This window comes from Micromonospora arida, assembly GCF_042873195.1.
In the GTDB taxonomy this organism is placed as follows: Bacteria; Actinomycetota; Actinomycetes; order Mycobacteriales; family Micromonosporaceae; genus Micromonospora; species Micromonospora arida.
Genome location: NZ_JBIALC010000001.1, coordinates 1,221,166 through 1,243,596, shown reverse-complemented (window position 1 = coordinate 1,243,596; position 22,431 = coordinate 1,221,166). Strand labels below are relative to the sequence as shown.

Below are 22,431 nucleotides of genomic sequence, written 5' to 3'. Positions count from 1 at the left end.
AAAATGAAGATCGTCTCTGTCGACACACTGGTCGTCGACCTCTACCGTACGAACCTCGTCATCGTGCGGGTCCACACCGACGACGGGATCATCGGGCTCGGTGAGGCCACCCTGGAGGGCAAGGAACGCGCCGTCCAGGGTGCCATCGCCGAGCTGGCCGAGGCGGTGGTGGGCCTGGATCCCACCAGCATCTCGAAGATCCTCTACGAGACCGCGCGGGACTGGTACTGGCGCGGCGGGCCGGTGATCATGACGGCGTTGAGCTCGCTGGAGATGGCCCTCTGGGACATCTCGGCGCGTGAGCTCGGCGTACCGGTCTCCCGGCTTCTCGGCGGCGCGACCCGCGACCGGGTCCGCGCGTACGCGAACGGCTGGTTCTCGGGTGCCGTCACGCCGGAGGACTACGCCGCCGCCGCGCGCCGGACCGTGGAATCGGGCTTCCGGGGCCTCAAGTGGGACCCGTTCGAGAACTACGACCTGACCATCACCACCGCGCAGTTGGACCGGGTGCTGGCCCAGATCGACGCCGTCCGTCAGGCGGTGGGCCGCGAGGTGGAGCTGTTCGTCGAGGGGCACGGCCGCTTCGACGTCCGCCACGCCATCAAGGTCGCCAACGAGATCGCCCAGTTCGACCCGGTGTGGTTCGAGGAGCCCTGCCCACCGGACAACCTCGATGCGCTCGTCGACATCCGTCGCGCGTCGCCGGTGCCGATCGCCGCGGGGGAGCGGTGGTACGGGCGACAGGGCTTCGCGCCGGCGCTGGCCCGCCAGGCGGTCGACTTCGTCCAGCCCGACGTGACGCACGCCGGCGGCATCGCCGAGCTGGCCTTCATCTCCACGCTCGCCGCGACCAGCTACGTGGGCTTCGCGCCGCACAACCCGAGTGGTCCACTCAGCACCGCCGCGACGCTGCAACTCGGGGCGACGTTGCCCAACTTCCGGTACCTGGAGATCATGGCGACCGACGTGCCCTGGCGTCCCGAGATCACCAACGAGCGGCTGGTGCTGACCGACGACGGCGACATCCTCATCCCGACCGGGATCGGGCTGGGCATCGAGGTGGATCTCACCGCGATCGAGCAGCATCCGTTCACACCGCACCCGCTGCGGATGTTCCAGGACGCCGTCTTCGACATCCGTCCCCGCGACGAGCGGTCCTTCTTCAACCTGGAGAGCGACTCATGACGCTGCCACGGCCCCGGGGGTCGGCCGCGGCCGCGGACTGGGTCGGTACCGCCGCCGAAGCGTTGCCGGACGATGCCGACAGCGTTCTCATCGGCCGGATCTGGGACCCGTCCGGCGACGGCCCCTCACCGGTGACCGTCCGCGACGGCGCGGTCATCGACATCAGCCACCGGTTCCCGACCGTCCGCGACATCTGCGAGCTGCCCGATCCCGCCGCGACGGTGGCGGGGCTCGACGGGCCGAGGGTGGGCGACTTCGGGGAGATGCTGGCCAACACGGGGGCCGCGACCCGGGACCGCAGCCAGCCCTGGTTGCTCGCCCCGGTCGACCTCCAGGCGCTCAAGGCCGCGGGCGTGACCTTCCCGATTTCCATGATCGAGCGGGTGATCGAGGAACGGGCGCGGGGTGACCTGGCACTGGCGGCGGACATCCGGCACCGCATGCTCGCCGACGTCGGCGTCGACCTGCACAGCCTGGAGGCGGGCTCGCCGGAGGCGGATCGGCTCAAGAGTCTGCTGGTCGCCGAGGGCATGTGGAGCCAGTACCTGGAGGTGGGCATCGGCCCGGACGCCGAGATCTTCACCAAGGGACAGATCCTCTCCGCCGTCGGCACCGCCGTTCCGGTCGGCGTGCTCGCCGCGTCGACCTGGAACAACCCGGAACCCGAGGTCACGCTCATCGTCCAGTCCAGTGGCCGGATCGTCGGCGCCACCCTCGGCAACGACGTGAACCTGCGCGACATCGAGGGCCGCTCGGCGCTCCTGCTTCCCCTGGCGAAGGACAACAACGCCTCCTGCGCCCTCGGCCCCCTGATCCGGCTCTTCGACGACCGGTTCGGCATGGATCGGGTACGCGAACTCGAGGTGCGCCTGGATGTTCGCGGCGAGGACGGTTTCCACCTGGAGGCGGTCTCGGAGATGACCCAGATGTCGCGCGATCCCGAGGAGCTGGTTCGGCAGCTGATCGGGCCGCACCATCAGTATCCCGACGGCGCCGCCCTGATGCTCGGCACCATGTTCGCGCCCATCCAGGACCGGGACCGCCCTGGTGAGGGCTTCACCCACAAGGTCGACGACGTGGTACGGATCAGCTGCCCAGCGCTCGGCACCCTGGTCAACCGGGTACGGCACGCGGAGGAGTGCGAGCCCTGGCACTTCGGCGTCCGCGATCTCATGGGCAATCTGGTAAGGAGAGGCCTGCTGTGAACGTGGTCAACACTGTCGATCCGCGCGACGGTAAGAGTCGCGCGACGGATCTCACCGAGACCGACGAGTCCCGGCTGGAGGTGATCGCCGGTCAGACGTCGGCGGCGGCGCAGTGGCTGGCCGCGCGCGGGAGGCTCGGCCGCGCGGAGCTGCTGGACGCGATCGCAGCGTCGCTGGAGTCCCGCAGGGAGGATCTGGTCGCTGCCGCGGAGGCGGAAACCGGGCTGAGCCACGCGCGACTCGACGGGGAACTCACCCGGGCGGCGCTCCAGTTCCGGATGTTCGGCGATGTGCTGCGCGACGGAGCGTACGTCGAGGCCGCCATCGACCACGCCGCCGACACACCACTCGGACCGGGACCGGACCTGCGGCGGATGCTCGTACCCCTCGGACCGGTCGCGGTCTTCGGGGCCAGCAACTTCCCGTTCGCCTTCTCGGTCGCCGGAGGTGACACGGCCGCCGCGCTCGCCGCCGGGTGTCCGACGATCCTGAAGGCCCACCCGTCCCACCCGCTGACCTCACACGCCTCCGCCGCCGCGATCGAGTCGGCCGTCCGCGACCTCGGCGGGCCCGAGGGCGTCGTCGCGACCGTGTACGGGGAGCAGGCCGGTCGCGCGCTGGTGCGCCACCCGGCGATCCGCGCGGCCGCCCTGACCGGCTCGGTCAACGCCGCCCGTGCCATCCAGGCGGCCATTGACGAACGACCCGACCCCATTCCCCTGTACGCCGAACTGAGCAGCGTGAACCCGATCGTCGTCCTGCCCGACGCGGCCGCCACCCGAGCAGACCAGATCGCCGAGGGGCTGTTCGGCTCCTTCACGAACTCGGGCGGTCAGTTGTGCACCAAGCCCGGCCTGGCGTTCGTTCCGTCGGATCCGGGTGGCGACGGCCTGGTCGAGGCGCTGCGGGCGAGAGTCGACGCGTCGGGCGGCAGTGTCCTGCTCAACGAGCGCATCCGGGACGCGTACGAGAACCGGTCCACCGAGTTCGAGCGGGCCGGCGCCCGGGTGTCGGCGCGGCCCACTGTCGAACCCGGCGCGGGCTTCACAGTGGCCCCGACCCTCCTGGAGGTCGGCCTCGCCGGCCTGACCGCCGAGATCGCCGACGAGTGCTTCGGCCCGCTCCTGATCGTGGTCCGCTACGACGACGCCGCCGACCTCGACGCCGCGCTGGCCACCGTCCCGCCGTCGCTGACCGGCTCGCTTCACCGCGGGCAGGACGACGACGTCGACGTCGTGCGCCGACTGGTCGACGTGCTCGCCGCCCGCGCGGGTCGCATCGTCTTCGACGGCTACCCCACCGGTGTCCGGGTGTCGTGGGCCCAGCACCACGGTGGACCGTGGCCGTCGACCAACGCCGTGCACACGTCGGTGGGCGCCACGTCGATCCGACGGTTCCTCCGCCCGCTGGCGTGGCAGGACGCCCCGGCCTGGGTCCTCCCCGAGGAGTTGCGCGACGACTACACCGTCATCTCCCGGCGAGTCGACGGGAGGTTGCAGCCAGCGGTCGAATAACCGCGTCTGCCGGTCTCTTCCGGGCGCGTTTCCGGCCACCTGCGACTGGCGCGCGAATTCCTTGACGAAATTGACCCGACAGAGAATTCGCGCGCCAGTTGTCCTGGTGCCGCTGAAGCGCGCCCGAATTGTTTGGACGCGATTCTCCGCTCCGATTTCCGTCTTGACCGTCAATGCAATTCATGGTTCTGTTTTCGACAGGAACGATATTAGCGCTCGCATGGCTGCATCGCTCGTTACTGGTATCCCTTCACCTCACCATCGAATGTCGGTCGGCCGCTCGGTGCGGTCTGACCACATGCCGAAGAGGGAGCAGGAACATGCCCGTCGCACCTCCCCGTCCCCCGAGGCCGACACCGACACGCTGGCTGATGCTCGCGCTGCTCGCCGCCGTCACCGTGACGGCCGGAACGCTCGCCGCCCCGGCGGCCTCGGCGGCACCGCCCGCGCCGCTGGGCCCGACCGTCACCCGCACCGACAAGCCCCCGACCGGATACACGGTCACCTTCCGGTACCGGGCGCCCGAGGACGTCCAGCAGGTCCACGTCTACGGCGACTGGTTCTACTCCCGACCGGAGAACATCGCCTGCCAGGACTGCGGCGACGCGCGGCCGCCCGCCGAGTGGCAACCCGGCGACGTCGCGGCCACCCCGTGGCACATCCAGGCCATGCGGAAGGGCCCCGACGGGGTCTGGACCTTCACCACCCCGCTGCCGGCCGGCACCTTCCGCTACGCGTTCATCCACGACTGCGCCAACGAGCTCGCCACCGGCTGTGTCCTGCACGACGACCCGGCCAACCGGTGGCAGATTCAACCGCAGTACCCGGGAGCGCCCGGTGCGGTACGCAGCACGATCTACGTCCCGACCAGCAGGAAGTTCCCGACGTACGACACCGGTTACCAGGCGCCGGTCGCCAAGGTCGGCCGGCTGGAGTCCCGGCGGTACACCTCGCCGCTGTCGACCAACCCGGCGGGAGTCCACGACATCGTCGTCTACCTGCCGCACGGCTACGACCCCAACCGGGCCACGCCGTACCCGACCCTCTACCTGAGCCACGGCAGCGGCGACCACTCGACCGCCTGGACGATGCAGGGCGTGGCCCACCTCATCCTGGAGAACGCCATCAAGGACCGGGCGGCGCAGCCCATGGTGATCGTGTCCACCGATTTCAACGGCCTCCCCGGTGGCAACGAGGGCTACGTCGACGAACTGCGGAACAACATCTTCCCGTTCGTCGAGCAGAACTACCGTGTCTCGACCCGGGCGCAGGACCGCGCGTTCGCCGGCTTCTCCGCAGGTGGCAGCCGGGCGTACACGATCATGTACAACCACACCGACCTGTTCGGCTACCACGCGGCCTGGAGCGCGGGCGGCCCGGCAGCCACCCAGGCCCAGGTCGACAGCATGAAGTCGGTGGCCGGCGGCATCATGATCGGCACCGGGCTGCAGGACCGGCTGGGCAACATCGCCGAGAACTCGCAGCGCAACGCCGCCGCCCTGCGGGCCGCCGGCGTCGAGCTGGACGAGTACAACGTGCCGGGCGTGCACACCTGGCACGTGTGGCGTCCGCTGCTGAACCACTACCTGCGCACCCTGACGTTCCGGGCCACCACCACCGATCTCGACGTCACCACGTCACCGGCGGGCCTGTCGCACCACACGAAGGTCACCGCCACCGCGACGGTCGGCACGGTCAGCACCAGCACGTCGGCACCCTCCGGCACTGTCGACTTCTACGCGGGTGACACGCACCTCGGGTCGGCCCCGGTGCACCACGGCGTCGCCCGGCTGAAGAAGACCGTCCATGGTGAGCTGAACGCACCGGTGGTCGCCCGCTACCAGGGCGACGAGCTCTTCAACGACTCCCGCAGCGATCCGGTCGACGCCCGGTAGTCCCGGGCTGGACCCCGTACTCCCTGTGGTGGGGAAGCCCCGGCCGCGCGCCCCCGGTGAAGTCAGGGTGTGCGCGGCCGGGGCACGTCCGGGACCGTTCGTCAGCCGATCACGGGGTCGTGTCGGTGGCGCGCAGGCGCAGCATGGTCCAGGACGCTGGCGGAAGAGTGAGCTGGACGCTGGCGTCGGCGCCGCGTGCCGTGCCGTTTGGGCGCGGCGCGGCGTGGTCCGGACCGTCGGCCGTGTTCTTGGCGTGCAGGTCGGTGCCGCCGACGGTGACGCACTCGATGATGTCGCTGACCTGGGCGCCGGCGACGTCGATGGTCACTTCGGCCGGGGTCTCGAGGGCGCGGTTGACGAGGAAGACGGTCATCTCCCCGGTGGTGTCGTCCCAGGTGGAGACCGCGTCGACCGCGTCGATCTCACCGTAGCGGCCGGTGGTCGTCGTGCTGCCCTCGCGCAGCACGTCCAACACGGTGCCCTGAGCGTGCCGGGCGGTGCGGGCGAAGGGGTGGAAGATGGTCTGTCGCCAGGCCGAGCCGCCCACCTCGGTCATGATCGGTGCGATGACGTTGACCAGTTGGGCCTGGCAGGCCGCGCTCACCCGGTCGCTGTGCCGCAGCAGGCTGATGAGCAGGCCGCCGACGACGACCGCGTCGGCCACGCTGTAGTGGTCCTCCAGCAGCGGCGGCGCGACCGGCCAGTCCTCGCCGCTCGGCGGCGTGGACGGAGCGGCGGACTGGTACCAGACGTTCCACTCGTCGAACGCGATCATGATCTTCTTGGGCGACCGACGGATCGCTCCGACCGAGTCGGCGATGGCGGTGACGGCGTCGATGTACCTGTCCATGTCCTCGGCCGAGGCGAGGAAGCTGGCCAGGTCGTCGTCGACCGGCTGGTAGTACGCGTGCAGCGAGATCAGGTCCACGTCGTCGTACGCCTCGGTCAGCACGTCGCGCTCCCAGCTGCCGAAGGTCGGCATGCCGAGGTGGGAGGAGCCGCAGGCGACGAGTTCGAGGTCGGGATCGAAGCGGCGCATGGCCTTCGCGGTCTGCGCCGCGAGCCGCCCGTACTCGGTCGCGCTGCGCTGACCCACCTGCCACGGGCCGTCCATCTCGTTGCCCAGGCACCACAGCTTGATCCCGTACGGATCGACGGCGCCGTTGTCGCGGCGCTGGTCGGCGAGGTGGCTCCCACCGCGGTGATTGGCGTACTCGAGCAGGTCGACGGCCTCGGCGGTGCCACGGGTGCCGAGGTTGACCGCCATGATCGGATCCACACCGGCCTTGCCGACCCACCGCATGAACTCGTCGAGCCCGAACGCGTTGGTCTCCAGGCTGTGCCAGGCGAGGTCGAGCCTCGCCGGTCGTTCGTCGACCGGGCCGACGCCGTCCTCCCAGCGGTAGGAGGAGACGAAGTTGCCGCCGGGATAGCGGACCGTGGTGACGCCCAACTCCCGCACCAGCGCGAGGACGTCGCCCCGGAAGCCGTCGGCGTCGGCCGTCGGGTGTCCCGGCTCGTAGATTCCGGTGTAGACGCAGCGGCCGAGGTGCTCGACGAACGAGCCGAAGAGTCGACGTGGCACCGGAGCGACGCGTCGGCGGGGGTCCAGGGTCAGGCGGGCCGTGTTCACGCCGTTCTCCGGCGCGCTGTCGAGGTGGGTGTTCAGGGCTGGCTCCCTTCGTGCAGGTCAGACGCGGGCAGCACTGCCCGAGCGCCGGAACCGAGGGGTGGTGGAGGCAGTGTGAGCTCTGGACAAGGTGATCGTCTTCGTCTACGTTCTCGATCTATGTAAACGTTACCGATTACGTTTACGTAAGGGAACACGGCGCCTGGATCAATGTCCGGCCGACAGGGCCCCAGGGCCATGCCGCCCAGCGCGCGGCCGGGCGCCGGTGGCGTGGTGACCGACGAGGCCGAAAGACCAGCTTGTCGCGGTGATTGGGGTGACCGGGTGACCACTGTTGAGACGAAGATCGAGGCGACCTACACGGACGCGACCGCGCCCGTCGAAGGGGTCTTTACCGGGACGGCCGAAGTTCGGCAGCTGTGAGCGTTCACCCGGATCCGGGGAATGGCTCTTGACGGAGCGTGCCGTCCTGTTGCCAACGGGTGGCACCGGCGCTGAAATCGGGCCCCACTTCGACCTCGGCAGAGGATCCCGATTGCGTTATTCGCAACGGCGTCCACGGGTCAATCGCGCCCTTGCGATCGTCCAGGTAGGACGTTCTGTTGGACAGTCGGGTAAGGACCGAGAGGTCTTGTGTTCGTAATCGTTCTCAGTTACGTTGGCAACATCCTGGAAACGTAACCGATAACGATTGCAGTCCAGAGAGAGCGGCATGATTGAAGTCAATGCGCCGGTAACAATGAGTGATGTCGCCCGAGCTGCTGGCGTTTCCACCGCCACCGTCTCGCGCGTCGTCAACGGGCATTACGGCGTCAGCGCTCGCACAGTCGCTCAGGTGCGTTCCGCCATCGAGCAGCTCGGCTACGAGTCGAGCCTGGTGGCCACCAGCCTCCGGCGCAGCCGCACCAACGTTCTGGGCCTCGTGGCGCACAGCTTCCAGTCGTACACGGCGGAAGTGCTCAAGGGCGTGATGAAGGCACTGAGCCGCTCGGGCTTCGATCTGATCATCTACGCCAACAGCGACCTCTACGGGTCGTATTCGGAGGGTTGGGAGCAGCGCCACCTGACCCGCCTGTCGGGCACCCTCACCGACGGGTGCATCGTCGTCACGCCCTGGGGTGACATCCGGAGCCGGACGCCGGTCGTGGCCATCGACCCGGTGCGGGGCTCGACGGCACCCTCGGTGATTTCCGACAACCTCGCGGGCGCCACCACTGCGGTCGAGCACCTGCTCGGCCTGGGCCATCGGCGCATCGGGTTCATCGCCGGCCGCGACAGCCTGGCCTCGGCCTGGTCCCGGGAGGAGGGCTACCGGGCCGCGCTGGCCGCCGCCGGGGTTCCGGTCGACCCCACGCTGATCGGCCGGGGAGATTTCAACCCCGAGTCGGCAACTCCGCTGGCGCGCGTCCTGCTGCAACGACCGGACCCGCCATCGGCGATTTTCGCGGCGAGCGACGGGATGGCCCTCAAGGTTCTGGAGGTCGCCAGGGAACTGGGGTTCTCGGTGCCGGGGGACCTGTCCGTGGTGGGGTTCGACAACATCCCCGAGTCGGCGTCGACCCAGCCGGGTCTGACCACTGTGGACCAGTCGATGTATCAGCTCGGGTACGAAGCCGCGCGGATGCTGAAGTCACTGGTGACCGGCGAGTGGGACGAGCCGAGCCAGATCGTGCTTCCGACCAGCCTCGTCGTGCGCGACTCGACCGCACCACCGAAGAGCGCGGCACGACCATGACATCAGCCCATTGGCGCGCGAGCCTGATCGCTCCCGACACAGCGATCAAGGCAGGTGTGCCGGTGGCAGCAGCCTGAAGGAGGTGCACCCAGCACGCACGGCCAGATCCACCGTTGAGTTGAGCCGGTCAGACGGGTCGCATCCGCTGCCGGCGCATGGAGGGAGTGGAGTGTGGTTACCGAACAGTATCACGGGCGTTTACGTCGTCTGGGCGTACGCCGGCGGCTCTCGGCGGCGTTCACCGTCGGGGTCATCGCCGCCGCGGCCGTGCTCATCGCGCCGCAACCAGCCGCGGCGGACACGCCGTGGCTGAACGTCTCCGCGGACCGCTACGCCACGTTCGCCGTCCCGGCGGCGTACGTCCAGGAGAACCTGGGCACCGTCTCGCAGGTCGTCGTCGAGGGAAACTTCGGTCCGTCGGCCAGCTGGGCGGAGTTCGGTCTGACCCGTCGGGGTGACGTGTGGTCGGGTGTTCTCGGCGCGTTGGAGCCCGGGCTGTACAACTACCAGTTCACGGCCGACGACACCAAAACCATCAAGGACCCGACGAACAGCACCAGTGTCGCGTCCGTCCCGCTCCTGAGCACCTTCCTCGTCGCGGGTGACTCGGCACGGTGGCTGCTCGACGCGCCAGCCGGCACCGGCGGAAAGATCGAGACGCTGACCTATCGGGCGAGGAACGCGCAGCGCTCCGCCCTGGTCTGGACGCCGCCGGGTTACGCGGCCAAGGGCCCGAAGGGATACCCGGCGCTCTTCCTGCAGTCGGGTGACGGTGTCGCCGCCACCGACTGGCTCGACCTCGGCCGATCCAAGCAGATCCTCGACAACCTCTCGGCCGCCGGCGCCATGAGCCCGATGGTGGTGGTGATCAACAACGCCAACGCTTCGGACGACAAGGAGTTGAAGGACCTCCGGAAGGCGGTCACCGACAACTACCGGGTCCTTCGCGATCCGGCGCACCAGGCGATCGCGGGTGTGTCCGACGGCGGCACGCAGGCGCTCCGGGCCGCGCTCACCAAGCCGGGTCAGTTCGGTTACGTCGGTTGGTTCTCGGGCACGTCGGCTCCGGAGATCGACCGGAAGGACGCCAAGGCGATCAACCACGGCGTCAAGCTGCTCCGCCTGTACACGGGCAACGTCACCGATCCCGCGTACAACACCACCTACCGCCTGACGAAGGCGTTGGGCCGAGCCGACGTCCGGTTCGAGTTCGACGGGGTCAACCCGGACGGCGGCGCAACCTGGACCACCTGGCAGGAGAACCTCGTCGACTTCGTGCCGCGGTTGTTCCGGCACGTGGCCGATCACGGGCCGAGCCCCGGTCACCAGCCGCTCAAGCGGGAGTTCACTCCGCCGCAGGCCGGCACCACCCCGACGCCCTTCGTCGCCGAGGACGGGTTCGTCACCTTCGAGACCACCACGGACTTCACTGACGCTCAGCACGTCACGGTCTGGGCGAACGTTGCGCCGGGCGGCAGCTGGCTGCGACTGCCACTGACCCGCGACGGTGACCGGTGGCGGGCAACTGTGGGCCCGCTGAAGCCCTGGTTCTACTACTACCGGCTGATCGTGGACCGGGTCGCGGTCAAGGACACCTCGAACCCGACGAAGGTCACCACCGAGCCGATGTGGAGCACCTTCTTCATCCCCGGGCCGGGTGCCCGACTGCTGTCGGACGTACCCGCCGGTCGTGGCGGGAAGGTCGAGAGCATGACCTACACCAGCACGGTGGCCGGCCAGGACCGCACCGCGCTGGTGTGGACCCCACCCGGGTACGAACCCGGCAGGGCGCAGCCGTACCCCGTCCTCTACCTCCAGCACGGCGGCGGCCAGAACTACACGGACTGGGTCGAGATGGGCCGCGCCAAGCAGATCCTCGACCATCAGTTCCTCGACGGCGACCTCACGCCGATGGTCGTCGTGATGGGCAACGGCAACTCGTCGAACTTCAACAGCGAGTTGCGGGAGAACATCCTTCCGACGGCCCGTGCCCGCTACAACATCTCCAGTGATCCGTCGCAGCAGGCCCTCGCCGGCCTGTCGATGGGCGGCGGGCAGGCGTTCGGGGTGCTGCGGGCCTACCCGGGCGAGTTCGCCTACGTCGCCGCGTTCTCGGCCGGTTTCGGCAGTGGCACCGGCGTCGACGTGGCGGCGATCAACAACGGCACCAAGATGCTGCGCCTCTACGTCGGTGACCAGACCGACTTCGTGTACCCGAGCTTCATGGCATCGCTGACCACGTTGGACAACCTCGGTATCCGCTACGAGTTCGACGGGGTCACCCCCGGGCCGCACGGCTGGGACGTGTGGCAGAAGAACCTCATCGACCTGGCGCCCCGTCTGTTCAAGCGCTAGGAGCCTTCGCCGGCGACGCCACCGGGAGCAGGGCTTCCTGGCCCCGGTGGCGCCCGCCGACGCATGGATGCAGTGCACCGCCATCGCCGAAGGGAACGATCTCAATGAAGAGAAGACGAATACTCGCCACGGTAGCCATGCTCGCGGCGGGGACCGGCCTCGTCGCCTGCTCCTCCGACGAGGGCGGCAGCGACGCGAGCAATTGCACGAACACCATCACCAAGCAGAACGTGCCGGTCGTGACGATGTGGGGCTGGTACCCCAACACCCAACTCGTCGTCGACAACTTCAACAAGCAGCACGACGATGTGCAGGTCTGCTGGACCAACGTCGGCCAGGGCAGCGACGAGTACGACAAGTTCCAGACCGCCATCTCGGCGGGCACCGGCGCACCAGACGTGATCATGGTCGAGGCGGACCGGATCCCGACGTTCCAGATCCAGGGCGCGCTCGTCGACATCAAGCAGTACGGCTTCGACGCGGTCAAGGCCAACTACGGCGAGGGCGCCTGGAAGGACGTGTCGGTCGGCGACAAGGTCTACGGCGTCCCGGTCGACGGCGGCCCGGTGGCGATGATCTACCGGAAGGACATCTTCGACAAGTACAAGATCACGCCGCCGAAGACCTGGGCCGAGTACGAGCAGGCCGCCCAGAAGGTCAAGGACGCCGGCGGCCCCCTCTTCGGTGACCTCGGCGCGAACGTCTCGGCGCTCACCATGGCGCTACAGATCCAGAAGGGCGCCTCGCCCTTCACCTACGACCCGGCGCAGCCGAAGGCGATCGGGGTGAAGCTCAACGACCAGGCGTCCAAGGACGTGCTGGACTACTGGGGCGGCCTCGCCAAGAAGGGCCTGGTCGGTACGCAGGACCAGTTCACCCCGGAGTACATCTCCGGCGTGATCAACGGCAACTACGCGACGTACATCTCGGCGGCCTGGGCGCCCGGCTACCTCACCGGGGCCGGCGTCGGTAAGGGGAAGGACACCGGCAAGTTCGCGGTGGCGCCGCTGCCGCAGTGGGACCCGGCCAACCCGGTGCAGGTCAACTGGGGTGGGTCGGCCTTCTCGGTGACCAGGCAGGCCAAGAAGCCGGAGCTGGCCGCGAAGGTCGCCTACGGGCTCTACGCCGACAAGGAGTCGCTCACCGACGGCTGGACCAACCAGATCATCTTCCCGCTGAACCTCACGGCGCTCAAGGACCCCGCGTTCGTCGACCTGAAGGTGGCGTTCTTCGACGGCCAGCAGGCGAACAAGGAGGTCTACCTTCCCGCCGCAGACGCCTACAAGGGCGTCGCGTACGCCCCGTTCGGTCAGTACTACCTCGACGCCATGACGAAACAGGTCAGCGAGATCATCAAGGGCTCCGTCACCGGTTCGCAGGCTGCCGACCGGCTCCAGGAGGACGTGGCGAAGTACGCCAAGGAACAAGGCTTCACCGTCCAGTGACCGGATTGGTGGGCCGCGCCGACACTGGCCGGCCGGCCCACCCGTCCCGCTCAGCGTCCACGTCCCGGAGACCAAGATGACACTCCTGACCGAGAAGCGCGCACGGCGTCCTCAGCCCGAGACGCGCAAGATCCGTGGCAAGGTGCACCTCCGCGAACACCTGATGGGGTGGCTCTTCGTCGGGCCGTTCGGGATCGTGTTCCTGGCGTTCCTCATCGCGCCGCTGGGGTACGCGCTGTACCTCAGTCTCTTTCAGAAGAAGCTGATCGGCGGCACCAGCTTCGTTCTCTTCGACAACTACGTGAAGGCGTTCACCGACCCGAGCTTCCTGTCCGGGGCGTGGTTCGTCATCCGCTTCTCGCTGGTCTCGATCCCGCTGCAGATCGTCATCGCGCTCGCGCTGGCCCTCATCCTGGACTCGGTGACCACCCTGTTCGCTCGCTTCTCCCGCCTCATGATCTTTCTGCCGTACGCGATCCCCACCGTGATCGGGGCCGTGATGTGGGGGTTCCTCTACAGCCGGGGCTTCGGCCCGCTCACCGACATCTTCGGGCTGTTCGGTGCCACCGCACCCGACTTCCTGAGCAGCGACCTGATCTTCTACGGGCTGCTCAACGTCGTCACCTGGCAGTGGGCCGGCTACTACATGATCATCCTGTACGCGGCGTTGCAGGGCGTCGACCCGACGCTCTACGAGGCGGCCCGGATGGACGGCGCCGGGCGGTGGCAGATCGCGACGCGCATCAAGATCCCGCTGATCGCTCCCGCCCTGATCCTCATCCTGGTCTTCTCGCTCATCGGCACCCTGCAGTTCTTCAACGAACCGCAGATCCTGCGATACCTCGCCGCGGGCACGATCGGCTCGGACTTCACCCCGAACATGTACGCGTACCAACAGGCGTTCTCCCTCGCCAACTTCAACTACGGGTCGGCGATCTCCTTCGCCCTCGGCGGGCTCGTGTTCATCTGCGTGTACGCCTTCCTGTTCTTCACCCGCAAGCGGAGGAGCTTCCTCTGATGACCGACCACACCAGCGTCCGCGCCGGCGCCCGCCGACCGCAGCGCTATCTCCCTATGCAGATCCTCCTCGGCTTCCTGGTGATCTACTTCCTCGTACCGTTCTGGTGGGTCATCGTCAACAGCTCCAAGGACGCACCGGGTCTGTTCGGCGGCGGCAACACCCTCTGGTTCACCGACCAGATCGACTACCTCGGGAACCTCCGGCAGCTCTTCACCTACGACGGTGGCATCTACCTGCGGTGGATGCTCAACTCCACGCTCTACGCCATCGCCGGCGGCATCGGCGCCACCGTCCTGGCGGTCATGGCCGGCTACGGGTTTGCCAAGTACCGGTTCGCCGCCCGACGCTTCAGCTTCGCCGTCGTGCTCGGCGCGCTGATGGTGCCCGCCACCGCTCTGGTCATCCCGACCTTCATCATGTTCTCCCGGCTCGGCCTGACGAACACGGTCTGGGCGGTGATCCTCCCGTCGCTGCTCAACCCGTTCGGCGTCTACCTGATGCACGTGTACGCGCGTGACGCGGTGCCCGACGAACTCCTTGACGCGGCGCGGGTCGACGGCGCGGGAGAGATACGGACGTTCATCCAGATCGCTCTTCCGCTGATGCGTCCCGCGGTGGTCACCGTGCTGCTCCTGTCGGCCGTGGCGTCCTGGAACAACTACTTCCTGCCGCTGGCCATGCTCTCCGACAACCGGCTCTTCCCGGTCACCGTCGGTCTTGGCCTCTGGCAGGGAATCGCGTCCGCGAACAACGCGGGAACCACCTCGCTGTGGAGCCTCATCATCCTGGGTTCCCTGGTGTCCGTGATCCCGCTGATCATCGCGTTCTTCAGCCTGCAACGACACTGGCGCGGCGGACTCTCCGTCGGAGGTCTGCGGTAGGCCGCGCCGACGCCACCAGCCCAATCCACCACACGCGCATTGATCGCCGCGCAGAACGCGGCCGGACGGATGACAGAGAGGTGTGCTGATGTCGACGACGAATCGACCGCTGCGCAGCGGGGAGTGGTTCGGTGCGGAAGGCCGCAACGGGTTCATCCATCGGTCCTGGATGCGCAACCAGGGGTTCGCGGACGACGTCTTCGACGGTCGCCCGGTGATCGGTATCGCCACCACCTGGTCGGAGCTGACACCCTGCAACGCCCACCTGCGCGACCTCGCCGAGTCGGTGAAGCGGGGCGTGTGGGAGAGCGGGGGCCTGCCGCTGGAGTTCCCTGCGATGAGCCTGGGCGAGCCGCTGATGCGGCCCACGACAATGCTCTACCGCAACCTGCTGGCGATGGAGCTGGAGGAGTCGGTCCGCGCCAACCCGCTCGACGGGGTGGTCCTGCTCTCCGGCTGTGACAAGACCACCCCCGGCCTGCTGATGGGAGCGGCGAGCGTCGACCTGCCGACCCTGATGTTGACCGGTGGCCCGATGCTCAACGGCAAGTTCCGTGGCCAGGACATCGGCTCGGGAACCGTCGTCTGGCGCTTCACCGAGGAGATGCGGGCCGGTCGGATGACCGCGGCCGACTGCTCCGAGGCGGAGGTCGGCATGTCCCGGAGCCGAGGCCACTGCATGACAATGGGTACCGCCTCCACGATGGCCTGTGTGACCGAGGCGCTGGGCGTGCAACTGCCGGGGGCGGCCGCCGTGCCGGCGGTCGACTCCCGGCGGTACGCGCTCGCGCACGCCGCCGGACGCCGGATCGTCGCCATGGTCGAACAGGACCAACGGCTGTCCTCGGTGCTCACCAGGCAGGCGTTCGAGAATGCCGTCCGGGTCAACGCCGCTATCGGCGGCTCCACCAACGCGGTCGTGCACCTGCTCGCGATCGCGGGACGCCTCGGCGTCCCCCTGTCGCTGGAGGACTTCGACACCCTCACCGCCGACGTGCCCATGCTCGTCAACCTCATGCCGTCCGGGACGTACCTGATGGAGGACTTCGCCTACGCCGGCGGCCTTCCGGTGGTGATGAAGGAGCTCGCCCCGCTGCTGCACATGGACCACATCACCGTCAGCGGCAGGAGCGTGGCGGAGAACGTCGACGGCGCCCAGTGCTGGAACCGGGACGTGATCGGCACCATGGAGGAGCCGTTCCAGCCCGCCGGCTCGGGCACCGTGGTGCTGCGCGGCTCGCTCGCCCCGTCCGGGGCGGTGCTGAAGGTCTCCGCCGCCTCCGCCCACCTCCTCACGCACACCGGCCCGGCGCTCGTCTTCGACCGGATCGAGGAGTACGTCGTCGCCGCCGACGATCCGGACCTCGACGTCACCCCCGACACGGTGATCGTCGTCCGCAACGCCGGCCCACGGGGCTACCCCGGCTTCCCGGAGGTGGGCAACGTGCCCATGCCACGACGGTTGCTCGCCGACGGCATCACGGACATGGTGCGGATCTCCGACGCTCGGATGAGCGGCACCGGCTACGGCACCTGCATCCTGCACGTGGCACCGGAGGCGTCAGTGGGTGGCCCGCTCGCGCTGGTACGCACCGGTGACCTGGTCGCCGTCGACGTCGCGACGCGCCGCCTGGACCTCCTGGTCGACGACGCGGAGCTGGCCCAACGCCGCTCCGGCTGGCAACCGCCGAAGCCGGTGGCCGACCGGGGCTGGGTGCGGCTCTACAGCGAACACGTGCTCCAGGCCGACAGCGGCGCGGACCTCGACTTTCTGGTCGGTGGCAGCGGCAGTGCGGTGCCCCGTCACTCACACTGACGGCCACCGACGGCCGAGGCCCACGAAGAACTGATTCCACGGAAGAACGGACGGCCCGCCAGTGCGAGTTCACGCAAAGGCCGCTGTGACAGCGGCCGACCGGCCACCGGTCATGGCCGACGTCGCTCGCCTGGCGGGCGTGTCACACCAGACGGTGTCCCGGGTCATCAACGGGGCACCCAGCATCAGGCGCGAGACGCGGGAGCGGGTCCTCGAAGCGATCCGACGGCTCGACTATCGCCCCAACACGGCCGCCCGCGCGCTGGTGCGCGGACGGTCCGGGATGATCGGCATCATCGGCACGGCCAGGACGCTGTTCGGTCCGACGAGCATCCACCGCAGCGTCGAGGACGCCGCCCGCGCGGCCGGCTACTTCGCCACCTCGGTGAGCCTCTCCGAGGTGACGGTACGGGCGCTCAGCGACGCCACCGAACACCTCATGCGCGTCGGCGTGGAGGGCGTCGTCATGATCGCCGGCAACGACGAGGCCCTCGAGGTGGTGCGGATGACGCGCTCGGGTGTCCCCTTCGTCGTCGTGGAGGGCGATCTGTCCAGGGCCAGCGTGACCGTCGGCGTCGACCAGGTGCTCGGCGCCCGGATGGCCACCGAGCACCTCCTCGACCTCGGGCATCGGGAGATCGTGCATGTGAGCGGTCCGCTCAACTGGGCGGAGGCCCGCGCTCGCCTCGAAGGTTGGCGTCAGGCGATGAGCGCGGCGGGCCTACGCCCGCCGGAGCCGGTCGAGGGGGACTGGAGAGCGCACAGCGGCTACGCCGCCGGGCTGCGGATCGGTGCGATGCGCGCGACCACCGCGGTGTTCGCCGCCAACGACCAGATGGCCATCGGTGTACTGCGCGCGTTGCACGAGCGTGGACGGCGGGTGCCGCACGACGTCTCCGTCGTCGGATTCGACGACGTGCCCGAGGCGCCCTACCTCATCCCGCCGCTGACGACGATCCAGCAGGATTTCGACGCGGTCGGTCGGCGGGCCATCACCGCCGTCACCCAGGCCATCGACGACACGGTGCCGCAGCGTCTGCCGCTGGTCGTCCCCAAGCTCGTGGTGCGGCACAGCACGGCGCCGCCGACCGTTACCTGAACAGCGGTTGATCTGCACCGGCTGCCCGCCGACGGGCGGGAGCCCCAGCGTGTGGCCGGGGCTCCCGCGCAGTCGATGGTGCTCGGGGCGAACGAGGTGTTCAGAGGGTGAAGACGAGCGTGGAGATGCTGCGGGCGCCGACGTTGATGGTGGCCTGGCCGCCGTTCACGCTGGTCGGCTGGCTGGCCGCGTTGGCGTTCTGCGAGGTGAGGTAGTGCTCGGCCCGGCTGACGTTCTGCGGGGCCTGGATCACGGCGTTGTTGACCGCGCTGTTCGAGCGGTTGAGGATCACCAGGGTGATCTTCCCGTCCCCCTGGTAGGCCGTCACCTCCAGCGGTGCGGCCTTCGAGCTCTTCGTCAGGGCGACCCGCTGGTAGCCGGGGCGGACGTACTTCGCGTACTGCGAGAAGGCGTACCCGCGCTTGAGCGGAGCGCCCGCGACGGTGCCGAACGTCGACTCGCCGTCACCGATGAAGGAGTAGTAGCGCTTGCCGTACCACCAGATGTAGGCGTTCCAGTTGGCCTCCATCGACTTGTGCACGGTGCGCATGATGTCGTCGAGGGTCTCGTTCCAGACTGCCGCGTTGGCGGGGTTGCCCCAGATGTTGGAGCCGCCACCGTCGGCGGCGTGCAGGTTCCACTCGGTCATCCACACCGGCTTGTTGTGCTGCTCCGCCAGCGAGTACGGCCGCAGTCGGCCCGACTCCTCGGTGCCGTACAGGTGCCCGCCGATGTAGCCGATGTTGTTGCGGGCGGACGCGTCGTTGAGGGTCGGATCGGTGTAGCCGTAGTTCATGTTGACCGCCTCGGCCACCATCAGCTTGGTGTTCTGCACCTTGCTGCCCTGGTCGCGGACGAAGGTGCGCAGCTCGGTGCCGCTCCAGTCCATCGAGTCGTAGTCCGGGTGCCAGTCCGGCTCGTTCTGCACCGACGTGACATCGATGGGTACGCCCTGGCCACGCATGTACTGCACGTAGCTGTTCAGATGGTTGGCGTAGTCGTCGTAGTAGTCGGTCTTCAGCTTGCCGCCGTTGACCCGGCTGTTGTTGGTCTTCCACGCCGCCGGCGCGGTCCAGGGCGAGGCGAGGATCTTCACGTTGGACCCGTACGACTTCGCCGTCTTCAACGAGTTCACGTGCGTCGTCCACTCGCTGGACACTGGCGACAACCCGGTCCGCACGATCGACAGCCCCAACTGGTTGGCACCCATCCCGACCAACGTCTGGGTGTCCGTCGTCGACCAGGCGCTACCCCAGATCGACTGCGCGGCCCCGAACCCGTCGACCGTCTGGTACCTGGTCGCGCTGTTCACGGTGACGTCCGCCGGCCCGTTCGGCGGCGGAGTCGTGGGCGGTGGGTCGGTCGGCGGCGGAGTCGTCGGCGGCGGAGTCGGCTCGGTGCCACCGGTGCAGCCCACCCCGTTCAACGCGAAGGTGGTGGGATCGGGGTTGCTGCCGGTCCAGGATCCGTTGAAGCCGAACGACACCGTCCCGTTGGTCGGGATGGCCCCGTTGTAGCTGACGTTCCTGGCGGTGACCGCGGTGCCGCTCTGCGTCAGCGTCGTGTTCCACGCCTGCGTGACGGTCTGTCCGGCGTTGTAGTTCCAGGTCAGCGTCCAATTCGTCACCGCGTCACCGAGATTGGTGATGGTGACGTTGGCGCCGAAGCCGCCCTGCCACTGCGACGACACGCTGTACTTCACTGAACAGCCGCTGGCTGCGGCCCCCGCTGGCATCGCCACGGCGACCGCTGCCGACGCCAGCAGGACGGCACCGGCCGACACCAGGGCGGCGTTGGTCACTCTTCTTCTTCTCATGAAACTCCTCCTGAGGTGGTGGTGGCTTCCAGGCCTCGGGAGGGCTCGTCTGCGGCGAGATTCAGCGATGGTGTGGGCGGCGGAAGGATTGGGAGCGCTCCCAGGTGCTGATTCCAGCAAGTTAATTCGTCCAACGACTCCTGTCAATGCAATCGACCCACGGTCAGTGGTGCCGTCACCGGCCGCAGGTGCCGCACTGCCGCCGATTGCGCAGGTGGTAGTCGGTGGACCCGATTACCAGACCCACCCCCATGACGAGGTACGCCGACATCGCCGCCCACAGGAACGCGTCGGAGAACTCGCTGTGCGAGCCCGACGTCACCTGCACCATTCCCATGCCGAAGTAGGCCACGATGCCCGCCCCGAGCCCGAAACCGGGCACCAGCAGCAGCGGACGAGGAATGGTGCGCCCGGCGAGCAGCGGCACCCACCCCGGCCAGACCTCACCCCAGTGGTACACCAGCGCCAGCGGCAACAGCACTCCGGCCAGCACCAGGCCGATCTCCAACCCCAGCAGGGAGGCGCTCTGGTCGACCTGGTCGAACCCCACCACGAACTGGGCCGCGAAGCGGGTCACGAGACCGCCCACGGCGGCCCACGCGGCCCAGCGCGCCCATCGCGCGGGTGCCGAGCGCCGCGTGCCCGGTCGGACCGTCCGGCAGCAGGCTGGGCAGTCGCCCCGGGTGCGCCGCTGATAGCGCGCGGTGGCCAGAGCGAGCAGTGCCGCTCCGGTGACACAACCGAGCCGGCTGACGAACGCCAGCGGGTCGAAGAACGGGCCGACGGTGAACAGCAGGAAGCCCACCAGCTCCGGCAGCAGGATCGCGGCGGCCGCGACCAGCGCTCCGGCGACCGTCCAGGCGAGCCCCGCGAGCGCCGGCCGCCAGGTCGCCACCCGGTCCAGGGCAACCGCCAGCCCGCCCGCTGCCGCACACAACGCCACCGACCACCAGCCGGTGAAGCCGAGCAGGTCCAGCCCGAGCCGCCCGAACTCCGGAGCCTCGCCGACCGTCCAGGCCAGACGCACGCCCCCGTATGCCACGGCCCAGCCGAGCACTGCGTACGTCAGGCCATGGAGGCTCCGCCTGACGATTCGTGTCGATGTCGTCATGCACCGATCCTGCCGGCGGGCCGCAGTGGGCGGACCCCGCTGACAGGGGAAGGCGCTCCCTCGCAGGAGGGACGTACCGACGGGGCCGGCGGCGATCGGCGTGGGCAGGCCCTAGCCGGACTGGGTCGGGTCGTCGGACCCGAACAGCGCCGAGGTGGGCGGTGCCGAACGCGGATCACGGACGGTGTGAGTGATGCCGGCTGCCTGTTCGTGCGCGCGGTTCACGATCGCCTCCGCCTCCCGGCGAGCGGCGCTCACCGTCTTCTCGGCGTCGAGCTTCGCGGCGTTGAGGTGGTCTTCGCCTTGCTTCTCGGCGAGTTGGAGGATCTGCTCCACCCGGTTGCCCAGGCCGCTGAGTGTCGGCCTTTCCGGGCTCGATCGCTGCCGTTTCGCGACGCCCGAGGTGCCCGTCCCCGTTCCGTCGCCGGACACGCCGGTCGGCTCGTCGCGGTTGGCCAGGCCGTCCTCCACCAGGTCGGACTCTGTCGTGCCGATCAGGGAGAGCCCGATTCCGAGTGCGGCGACCGCGACTCCGGGCCAGACCGCGTCCGGCCCGAGGGAGGGTCCGACCGCGACGCCGACGCCCAGCCCGAAGAGGGCTGTCGCGGTCTTGACCGGCTTACGCATGGGGTCCTCCTGAGGTGGTACGGGAACCGGGCCTCCCGTTCCAGCATGGCGAGCGAGTCAACCAGGCTCGGTCTCGTGTGGAGTGACGGGTGTGGTGAGAATCCTCGGCCTTCTATACCGTGGCACGGTCACGGGTGGCCACTTCCTCGACCGGGCCGTCCCGCGACGACGTCGCTTACGCGTTCGACATGGGGGGGGTTTCGTCGTGACCATGGAATCGCCGACGACCGGTCGGCACGAGGCCGGTGAGGCCGATGTACAGCAGAAGATCGACACGTCGGTGCCGCATTCGGCGCGGATCTGGAACTACTGGCTCGGTGGCAAGGACAACTTCGCTGTCGACCGCGAGGCCGGGGACCAGTATCGCCAGGTCTTCCCCGGCGTCGTCGACGTGGCCCGGGCCTCTCGGCAGTTCCTGGTTCGCTCGATCATGTTCCTCGCTGCCGACGCGGGCATCCGCCAGTTCCTCGACGTCGGCACCGGGCTGCCGACCGCCAACAACACGCACGAGGTGGCCCAACGGATCGCCCCGGACGCGCGGATCGTCTACGTCGACAGCGACCCACTGGTGCTGGTGCACGCCCGCGCGTTGCTGGTGGGCACGGCCGAGGGCAGGACCGCCTACATCGACGGCGACCTGCACGACCCGGCCGCGGTCATCGCCGAGGCCGGCAAGACGCTGGACTTCGCGCAGCCGATCGGTCTCATCCTCAGCGGCGTCATGGGTCACGTGCCCGACTACGAGGCGGCCCGTTCGGTCACACGGCAGCTGGTGGCGGCACTGCCGAGCGGCAGTTACCTCTCGCTGAACGACGGCACGAGCCTGATCAGCGCCGAGATGCAGCAGGCGCAGGACGACTACAACGACACCGGCGCGACCCCGTACACCCTGCGCTCGCCCGACGAGATCGCCGGCTTCTTCGACGGCCTGGAGCTGGTCGAGCCCGGCGTCGTGCCGTGCCCGCAGTGGCGCCCGGACGACGCGGTCGACACGCCGGCCGACATCGACGCCTTCGGCGGGGTGGGCCGTAAGCGCTGACGCTGTCGCGCGGCGGCGTCGCCACCAGGGTGGGTCGTTCCTGGTGGCGACGCCGCC

Annotated in this window: 16 protein-coding genes; 12 read left to right on the top strand and 4 right to left on the bottom strand. The window is 68.9% G+C overall.

Annotated features, from left to right (window positions below):
- Positions 1-3 precede the first annotated feature (3 nt).
- The 4 genes from ACFYP0_RS05730 to ACFYP0_RS05715 all read left to right on the top strand — a co-directional run bounded on the left by ACFYP0_RS05730 (position 4) and on the right by ACFYP0_RS05715 (position 5,799).
- Entirely contained in the window at positions 4-1,185 is a 1,182-nt protein-coding gene (locus tag ACFYP0_RS05730; protein ID WP_386994601.1) for a mandelate racemase/muconate lactonizing enzyme family protein, read from the top strand.
- On the top strand, positions 1,182-2,390 hold the full coding sequence (locus tag ACFYP0_RS05725; RefSeq protein ID WP_386994599.1) for a fumarylacetoacetate hydrolase family protein: 1,209 nt from the start codon (positions 1,182-1,184) through the stop codon (positions 2,388-2,390). Before ACFYP0_RS05730 ends, ACFYP0_RS05725 begins: the two co-directional genes overlap by 4 nt.
- Entirely contained in the window at positions 2,387-3,904 is a 1,518-nt protein-coding gene (locus tag ACFYP0_RS05720) for an aldehyde dehydrogenase family protein (protein WP_386994595.1), read from the top strand. Before ACFYP0_RS05725 ends, ACFYP0_RS05720 begins: the two co-directional genes overlap by 4 nt.
- A gap of 320 nt (positions 3,905-4,224) precedes the next feature.
- A complete protein-coding gene (locus ACFYP0_RS05715) occupies positions 4,225-5,799 on the top strand; it encodes an alpha/beta hydrolase-fold protein (RefSeq protein ID WP_386994593.1) in 1,575 nt (524 codons plus the stop codon).
- 109 nt (positions 5,800-5,908) lie between these two features.
- On the opposite strand, the gene arfA is transcribed toward ACFYP0_RS05715, so the two are convergent.
- Positions 5,909-7,432, bottom strand: coding sequence for an arabinosylfuranosidase ArfA (gene arfA / locus ACFYP0_RS05710; protein ID WP_386994591.1), 1,524 nt, complete (start codon positions 7,430-7,432; stop codon positions 5,909-5,911).
- Between the two features lie 709 nt (positions 7,433-8,141).
- On the opposite strand from arfA, the gene ACFYP0_RS05705 reads away from it, so the two are divergent.
- From ACFYP0_RS05705 to ACFYP0_RS05675, 7 genes are all read left to right on the top strand, one after another.
- Positions 8,142-9,164 (top strand): LacI family DNA-binding transcriptional regulator, encoded by a 1,023-nt coding sequence (locus tag ACFYP0_RS05705; RefSeq protein WP_386994589.1) that lies wholly within the window; start codon positions 8,142-8,144, stop codon positions 9,162-9,164.
- Between the two features lie 171 nt (positions 9,165-9,335).
- Entirely contained in the window at positions 9,336-11,519 is a 2,184-nt protein-coding gene (locus ACFYP0_RS05700; RefSeq protein WP_386994588.1) for an alpha/beta hydrolase, read from the top strand.
- A gap of 104 nt (positions 11,520-11,623) precedes the next feature.
- Entirely contained in the window at positions 11,624-12,964 is a 1,341-nt protein-coding gene (locus ACFYP0_RS05695) for an ABC transporter substrate-binding protein (RefSeq protein ID WP_386994586.1), read from the top strand.
- 76 nt (positions 12,965-13,040) lie between these two features.
- Entirely contained in the window at positions 13,041-13,982 is a 942-nt protein-coding gene (locus ACFYP0_RS05690; protein WP_386994584.1) for a carbohydrate ABC transporter permease, read from the top strand.
- Positions 13,982-14,866 (top strand): carbohydrate ABC transporter permease, encoded by an 885-nt coding sequence (locus ACFYP0_RS05685; protein ID WP_386994582.1) that lies wholly within the window; start codon positions 13,982-13,984, stop codon positions 14,864-14,866. The genes ACFYP0_RS05690 and ACFYP0_RS05685 overlap by 1 nt, the downstream gene beginning before the upstream one ends.
- Before the next feature lie 88 nt (positions 14,867-14,954).
- Positions 14,955-16,682 carry an IlvD/Edd family dehydratase gene (locus ACFYP0_RS05680; protein WP_355579035.1) on the top strand — a complete coding sequence of 576 codons (1,728 nt, stop codon included), beginning with the start codon at positions 14,955-14,957 and terminating at the stop codon, positions 16,680-16,682.
- Between the two features lie 112 nt (positions 16,683-16,794).
- Positions 16,795-17,781, top strand: a complete 987-nt coding sequence (locus ACFYP0_RS05675; protein WP_356975352.1) for a LacI family DNA-binding transcriptional regulator — start codon at positions 16,795-16,797, stop codon at positions 17,779-17,781.
- Between the two features lie 100 nt (positions 17,782-17,881).
- Here the strand turns inward: ACFYP0_RS05675 and ACFYP0_RS05670 are convergent, their stop codons facing one another.
- The 3 genes from ACFYP0_RS05670 to ACFYP0_RS05660 all read right to left on the bottom strand — a co-directional run bounded on the left by ACFYP0_RS05670 (position 17,882) and on the right by ACFYP0_RS05660 (position 21,335).
- Positions 17,882-19,597 (bottom strand): cellulose binding domain-containing protein, encoded by a 1,716-nt coding sequence (locus ACFYP0_RS05670; RefSeq protein WP_386994579.1) that lies wholly within the window; start codon positions 19,595-19,597, stop codon positions 17,882-17,884.
- Positions 19,598-19,772: 175 nt separating this feature from the next.
- Positions 19,773-20,708 (bottom strand): hypothetical protein, encoded by a 936-nt coding sequence (locus ACFYP0_RS05665; RefSeq protein WP_386994577.1) that lies wholly within the window; start codon positions 20,706-20,708, stop codon positions 19,773-19,775.
- A gap of 111 nt (positions 20,709-20,819) precedes the next feature.
- Positions 20,820-21,335 carry a hypothetical protein gene (locus ACFYP0_RS05660; RefSeq protein ID WP_386994576.1) on the bottom strand — a complete coding sequence of 172 codons (516 nt, stop codon included), beginning with the start codon at positions 21,333-21,335 and terminating at the stop codon, positions 20,820-20,822.
- Positions 21,336-21,546: 211 nt separating this feature from the next.
- Here ACFYP0_RS05660 and ACFYP0_RS05655 point away from each other — a divergent pair, with 211 nt between their 5' ends.
- On the top strand, positions 21,547-22,374 hold the full coding sequence (locus tag ACFYP0_RS05655) for an SAM-dependent methyltransferase (protein ID WP_124857158.1): 828 nt from the start codon (positions 21,547-21,549) through the stop codon (positions 22,372-22,374).
- The last annotated feature ends 57 nt before the right edge of the window (positions 22,375-22,431 follow it).

Coding starts and splice junctions, on each gene's coding strand:
- ACFYP0_RS05655 (WP_124857158.1), top strand. CDS start 21,547: ATGGAATCGCCGACGACCGGTCGGCACGAGGCCGGTGAGGCCGATGTA.
- ACFYP0_RS05685 (WP_386994582.1), top strand. CDS start 13,982: ATGACCGACCACACCAGCGTCCGCGCCGGCGCCCGCCGACCGCAGCGC.
- ACFYP0_RS05680 (WP_355579035.1), top strand. CDS start 14,955: ATGTCGACGACGAATCGACCGCTGCGCAGCGGGGAGTGGTTCGGTGCG.
- ACFYP0_RS05670 (WP_386994579.1), bottom strand. CDS start 19,597: ATGAGAAGAAGAAGAGTGACCAACGCCGCCCTGGTGTCGGCCGGTGCC.
- ACFYP0_RS05695 (WP_386994586.1), top strand. CDS start 11,624: ATGAAGAGAAGACGAATACTCGCCACGGTAGCCATGCTCGCGGCGGGG.
- ACFYP0_RS05730 (WP_386994601.1), top strand. CDS start 4: ATGAAGATCGTCTCTGTCGACACACTGGTCGTCGACCTCTACCGTACG.
- ACFYP0_RS05725 (WP_386994599.1), top strand. CDS start 1,182: ATGACGCTGCCACGGCCCCGGGGGTCGGCCGCGGCCGCGGACTGGGTC.
- ACFYP0_RS05675 (WP_356975352.1), top strand. CDS start 16,795: ATGGCCGACGTCGCTCGCCTGGCGGGCGTGTCACACCAGACGGTGTCC.
- ACFYP0_RS05665 (WP_386994577.1), bottom strand. CDS start 20,708: ATGACGACATCGACACGAATCGTCAGGCGGAGCCTCCATGGCCTGACG.
- ACFYP0_RS05660 (WP_386994576.1), bottom strand. CDS start 21,335: ATGCGTAAGCCGGTCAAGACCGCGACAGCCCTCTTCGGGCTGGGCGTC.
- ACFYP0_RS05705 (WP_386994589.1), top strand. CDS start 8,142: ATGATTGAAGTCAATGCGCCGGTAACAATGAGTGATGTCGCCCGAGCT.
- ACFYP0_RS05690 (WP_386994584.1), top strand. CDS start 13,041: ATGACACTCCTGACCGAGAAGCGCGCACGGCGTCCTCAGCCCGAGACG.
- ACFYP0_RS05715 (WP_386994593.1), top strand. CDS start 4,225: ATGCCCGTCGCACCTCCCCGTCCCCCGAGGCCGACACCGACACGCTGG.